At 47.8% G+C, this 5179-nt stretch carries 7 protein-coding genes; 5 read left to right on the top strand and 2 right to left on the bottom strand.

What is annotated here, in order from left to right:
* Nucleotides 1-79: 79 nt before the first annotated feature.
* Both WBV75_RS05555 and WBV75_RS05550 read right to left on the bottom strand, forming a co-directional pair.
* The gene (locus WBV75_RS05555) at nucleotides 80-994 is read right to left on the bottom strand and encodes a bifunctional metallophosphatase/5'-nucleotidase (protein ID WP_424119653.1); all 915 of its coding nucleotides are present in this window, start codon (nucleotides 992-994) and stop codon (nucleotides 80-82) included.
* On the bottom strand, nucleotides 991-1764 hold the full coding sequence (locus tag WBV75_RS05550; protein ID WP_424119652.1) for a 5'-nucleotidase C-terminal domain-containing protein: 774 nt from the start codon (nucleotides 1762-1764) through the stop codon (nucleotides 991-993). Before WBV75_RS05550 ends, WBV75_RS05555 begins: the two co-directional genes overlap by 4 nt.
* Nucleotides 1765-1828: 64 nt before the next feature.
* Between WBV75_RS05550 and WBV75_RS05545 the strand changes: the two genes are divergently transcribed.
* From WBV75_RS05545 to coaBC, 5 genes are all read left to right on the top strand, one after another.
* Nucleotides 1829-2365, top strand: coding sequence for a DUF6913 domain-containing protein (locus WBV75_RS05545; protein ID WP_424119651.1), 537 nt, complete (start codon nucleotides 1829-1831; stop codon nucleotides 2363-2365).
* Nucleotides 2362-3252, top strand: coding sequence for a 4-hydroxy-tetrahydrodipicolinate synthase (gene dapA, locus WBV75_RS05540; protein WP_424119650.1), 891 nt, complete (start codon nucleotides 2362-2364; stop codon nucleotides 3250-3252). The genes WBV75_RS05545 and dapA overlap by 4 nt, the downstream gene beginning before the upstream one ends.
* A gap of 106 nt (nucleotides 3253-3358) precedes the next feature.
* Nucleotides 3359-4201, top strand: a complete 843-nt coding sequence (locus WBV75_RS05535) for an outer membrane protein assembly factor BamD (RefSeq protein ID WP_424119649.1) — start codon at nucleotides 3359-3361, stop codon at nucleotides 4199-4201.
* Complete coding sequence (locus WBV75_RS05530) at nucleotides 4198-4533, top strand: DNA-directed RNA polymerase subunit omega (RefSeq protein ID WP_289725307.1); 336 nt, start codon at nucleotides 4198-4200, stop codon at nucleotides 4531-4533. The genes WBV75_RS05535 and WBV75_RS05530 overlap by 4 nt, the downstream gene beginning before the upstream one ends.
* Nucleotide 4534: 1 nt before the next feature.
* Nucleotides 4535-5179: bifunctional phosphopantothenoylcysteine decarboxylase/phosphopantothenate--cysteine ligase CoaBC (gene coaBC / locus WBV75_RS05525; protein WP_424119648.1), on the top strand; the 645-nt coding region annotated here is incomplete at its 3' end.

The raw sequence follows: 5179 nt of genomic DNA, 5'->3' as shown, positions 1-5179 counted from the left end.
GGAGTAAGTTGGGAAACAGGTGGGGTGAATCAGGTAGCTACCACACAGGGCAACCTCCAATCCTTGGTATACACTATGTTTATACGATTAAAGCTGTACTGGCAGTCCTGCCAATCCCACCTGAGGCGGACACTTCAAAGTCCACCCGGCCCAGACGCACCCCATAGCACCCCACTTGCTGGATGAGTACGGTTTGGCCTGCGCGATTCAGGGTCTCTTCTGCCTGCTCCATAAAGGTGTGAGTATGACCTCCAATGATCAGGTCTATGTTTTCAGTAGAAGCGGCGAGCACCTGATCGCTTACGCGGTCCGGGTTTTCGTAGCGATGTCCCAGGTGAGATAGACAAATTATCAGGTCGCAATATTCTTCTTCCTTCAGCATACGCGACACGTCACGGGCGATTTCGACAGGGTCCAGGTACTTTGTTTCGCCATAGAGTTCTTTTAAGACCAGCCCCTGGAGTTGAATACCAAGTCCAAAAACACCGATACGCACCCCATTCCGGACAAAAACTTCGTAAGGCTCTACCCGGCCTTCGAGGAGGGTATTCTCAAAATTGTAATTGGCGGATAGAAATGAAAAAGAGGCGTTGGGCAATTGTGCCAGCAGCCCGCCAAGGCCATTGTCAAAGTCGTGATTGCCAAGGGTGGCAGCCTGATATCCCATGCGGTTCATCAATCGAAATTCGAGTTCCCCTCCGTAAAAATTAAAATAAGGAGTGCCCTGGAAAATATCGCCGGCGTCCAGTAGCAGGGTATCCGGATTTTCTTGTCGGATTGATTCAATTAAAGCGGCCCGTCGTGCAGCCCCGCCAAGATTGGCAAAGGTGGGGTGGGAAGGTGGGAAAGGGTCGATATGGCTGTGAACATCGTTGGTGTGCAGGATAGTAATACGTCGCAGGGGCTCCGGGCTACAGGATTGCAGGGCCAGCCCCCCTAATCCCAGGGCAGTCCCTCCCAGAGCTCCTGTTTTGATGAATTTTCGTCGTTTCACAGCGTGTCGAGTTGAATAAAGCGGTTGTCGATTCCAGCTTTTAAGGTATCAATGGCCTTGAAATAGTCCACCATGGCATTCCGTATTTTATACCCCGTATCTGAAATACTCACCCTTTCTTTAAAAAAATCCATACGATCCCCGCCCCCCATAAGGTAATCTGAGGTGGCTACGTAGTATATGCGCTCGTCATCTATAGGCTGCCCCTGAATCCTGGTCGACTTTAAACTTCCGTCCGCTTCCAGCACGATCTCTATTCCCGATACCGGATGCGGACGGGAAGCAGTGGTCAGGAATCCAACCATTTTTTTTATCGCCCGTCCAGGCATCCCCACTACGACAAGTCTGTTTTCAAAAGGCATAACCTCGTATGCGTTCCGCTCTGAAACCGGACCTTTAGAGATAGAGCTGCGCATACCTCCGAAATTATGCAGGGCTAAATCCACCTTTTTATCGCCCCGCATTCGGGCAACGGCATTGGCGCGATCCAGCATCAGGTCGGCCATGAGGTTTCCCAAAGGGGTGTTCCATTGTCCGTCTGTTTTGGTAATGTGGTTTGGGGCAAAAGACAACGGGGTATCCAAAACGGCATTCAGACGGGAACGGTACGGCTGAATAAAGGCGTCTATGGAGTCCGCCGGATGTAAAGAGCTATCGATGCGAATTTGAATAGCTTGCGGTATTGCCCGGGGTTGATGTCCCTGTTTACATCCCGCAAAACCCGAAAGAAGGCAGGCTGTGATAAAAAGTTTAAAAAATAATCGCTTCATCCGGGATACGCGGTCTTTCTATTGGCGGGAATTCAATTACCTTTGTTTTAAACCTGAACGGACCATGGTTTTTAAAGGGTTAAAGGACAAATTTAAGCACAAATCCGGAACAAAATTCCTTCATCAGGAATTAAAACGTGCTCCGGTGGCCCTGGAGCGTAAACCCGGGATTCAGTCCCTGGGTATTATCGCGGACCTCGAATCGTTTAAAGAAGACGATCGCTTTTACGAACTGGTCGAAGATCTGGGTCTGAAATCCAATACCGTTAAAATCATTGGTTACAGGGAATACTACGATAAAAATTCTCCCTATGCCACCCCGGTTTTTTCAGATAAGGATCTGGGCTGGAAAGGGGCTGTTGAAAACAGCTATGCCCTGGAATTCCTCAGCCGGGACTACGATTTACTGATCAATTATTTTGATCAGCCCCGCCTGCTTTTACACCTTATGAGTATCAAAACACGTGCAGCTTTGCGAATTGGCTTTTCCGGGATAGATGTGGTGTATAATGACATCATTCTGGAGAGCCCGATTTCGGATTTTGATACCTTTAGAAAGGAATTAAAAAAATACTTAAAGTTATTGAAGCAAATCGCATGAGGGAAAAGATAGTGGGTACAGGAGTTGCCCTGATTACTCCTTTTACTGCTGATCTGGGCGTGGACTTTACAGCACTCGAGCGTTTGGTAGCGTATGTCATTGAGGGTGGGGTGGACTATCTCGTTGTTTTGGGAACTACGGGGGAATCTGCCACCCTGAGCAGAGAAGAGAAGGATAACATATTGCGGTGCGTGGCGCGTTCTGCAGGAGGGCAGGTACCCCTGGTAGCCGGAATAGGGGGTAATTCCACAAATGCCGTCCTCGAAGACTTTAAGAACACCGACCTTCGCGGGTATTCTGCGATCCTGTCGGTTTCCCCATACTATAACAGGCCCACCCAGGAGGGGATCTTCAGGCATTTTGAAACCCTGGCCTCAAAGAGTCCACTACCTTTGATCCTTTATAATGTACCATCGCGTACCGGGAGCAATGTGCTCCCCGAAACGGTTCTAAGACTCGCCAATGCCTGCCCAAATATTATAGGTATTAAAGAGTCGAGTGGGGATCTGCATCAGATTCAGGACATCCTCTCAAAGGCTCCTGATGAATTTTTGGTTATTTCCGGTGACGACCTTACTGCAGTGCCCTGCATACTGCATGGGGGGGCAGGTGTAATCTCCGTCCTCGGACAGGGTATACCCGTGGTTTTCTCACGTATGATCGATCTGGCCCGAAAGGGTAAAGGGGATAAGGCTATGGAAATCCACAACCAGATAGCACCCCTTGTGGAACTTATATTTCAAGAAGGGAACCCGGCGGGAATTAAGGGGTTGCTGGAAGTACGTGGCTTGTGTTCTTCTTATGTGCGATTACCCCTGGTGGCCCCCACATCGAATTTAAGCCGGCAGATTGAAAGTTTTATAAAACATCAGGGTCTGCTGCAATAAGCTTAGTTAAAGTTTGTTCAAAAATACCTCACCTGTCACCTTATGGGGATATATTGCCGGAGGAATTCCGATTTCATATTCCGTTAATTATACCTACTTTTGCCCAATGTTTTGGAAAATAGCCCGATACACTCTAGTCTTCCTCCTTTCTTTAGGTTTCCTATCCTGTAGTGAATACCAGAAAGTTTTAAAGGATACAGACATTACAAGAAAATACGAATACGCCCAAAAGCTTTACGAAGAAGGAGATTTCAAGAGAGCAAATCGGCTCTTTGAACAGATAGCTCCTCAGTTTGTCGGTAAGCCCCAGGGCGAACGGGTGATGTTCTTTTTTGCCAACAGTTACTTTGAAATTGGGGACTATAATTTTGCCGGGTACCAGTTTGAGCGTTTTTTAAAATCCTACCCCAGAAGTGAAAAAGCCCCTGAAGCGGCTTATTTAGGGGCTAAGAGTTACTATATGCTTTCCCCGAAGTACTCCCTGGATCAGACAGATACGGATAAGGCCCTGACCAAACTGCAGTTATTTATAAATTCATATCCCGAATCTGAGTTTACCGTCGAGGCGAATGCAATGGCCAGGGAACTGACCACCAAAAAAGAACAAAAGGCGTTCGAGATTGCAAAGCAGTTCGTAAAGCTGGGAGAGTATTTTGTTTTGGATTACAACCTTTCGGGCATTGCGGCCCTCGATAATTTTGTAAACGACTATCCGGGCTCAGTGTACCGGGAAGAAGCCCTGTTCCAAAAATTCCGCGCGTCTTCAAACCTGGCTATTAACAGTACCTTCAGGAAGCGGAAAGAGCGTCTCGATGAAGCCCTTGAAGCTTATAATAACCTGATGAAGGATTATCCAGAGACGGAGTTCGCAAAAGATGCGGAGAAATTACTTGAGGATATTCAGGAAGAACTTAATAAATACACCGAATTAGAAAATCTGGCAAAATGAATATGAACGATCTGAAAAATTCACAGGCTCCGATAACCACGGTAACCATTAACCGACTCGAGTTTGACGACAAGACGGACAATATATACGAGTCCATCTCAATAGTTGCCAAGCGCGCTTCCCAGATTAATGCCGATATCAAAAAGGAATTATTGGAGAAACTAGAGGAGTTCGCGACCTACAGCGACAGCCTTGAAGAAGTTTTTGAAAATAAGGAGCAAATCGAGGTTTCCAAATTTTACGAAAAACTTCCAAAACCTCATGCCCTTGCCATTCAGGAATGGCTTGAGGACAAGATTTATTACAGGAATACGGAGAAAGATCCGGAATAAGATGTTGGGTTCCAAGCGCATCCTTTTGGGCATTACCGGGGGTATTGCTGCTTATAAGACTACATTTCTCACCCGATTACTCATTAAGGCCGGAGCCGAGGTTCGCATTGTGATGACCCCGGCTTCGGCTGATTTTGTCAGTCCCCTTACCCTGGCCACCCTTTCCAGGAATGAAGTGCTTTCCAGTTTTGTGCGGGACGAAGACGGGTCCGTAAATTGGAATAACCACGTGGATTTGGGGTTGTGGGCGGATATTATGCTTATCGCACCAGCGACGGCCAATACCCTTTCCATGATGGCTTCCGGAGCCTGTGACAATCTGCTGCTGGCCTGCTACCTGTCTGCCAAATGTCCTGTGTTTGTGGCCCCGGCCATGGATCTTGACATGTACAAGCACCCTTCCACACAAAAGTCGCTGAAAACGCTTCAGGGCTATGGGAATAGTATTATCCCCGCGGAGTCCGGAGAACTGGCAAGTGGTTTGCTCGGGGAAGGACGGATGGCAGAACCAGAGACTATTGTAGCTCATCTGCAGACCGCCTTGCGGGCAGGGAAACCCTTTTTAGGAAAAAAAGTTCTAATTACAGCCGGACCCACCTATGAGGCTATCGACCCGGTTCGTTTTATCGGGAATCACTCCAGCGGT

The organism is Robiginitalea sp., from assembly GCF_049588695.1.
Taxonomy (GTDB): Bacteria; Bacteroidota; Bacteroidia; order Flavobacteriales; family Flavobacteriaceae; genus Robiginitalea.
Note: the sequence above shows the minus strand (reverse complement) of the source record. Positions and strands in the feature narration are given on the sequence as shown.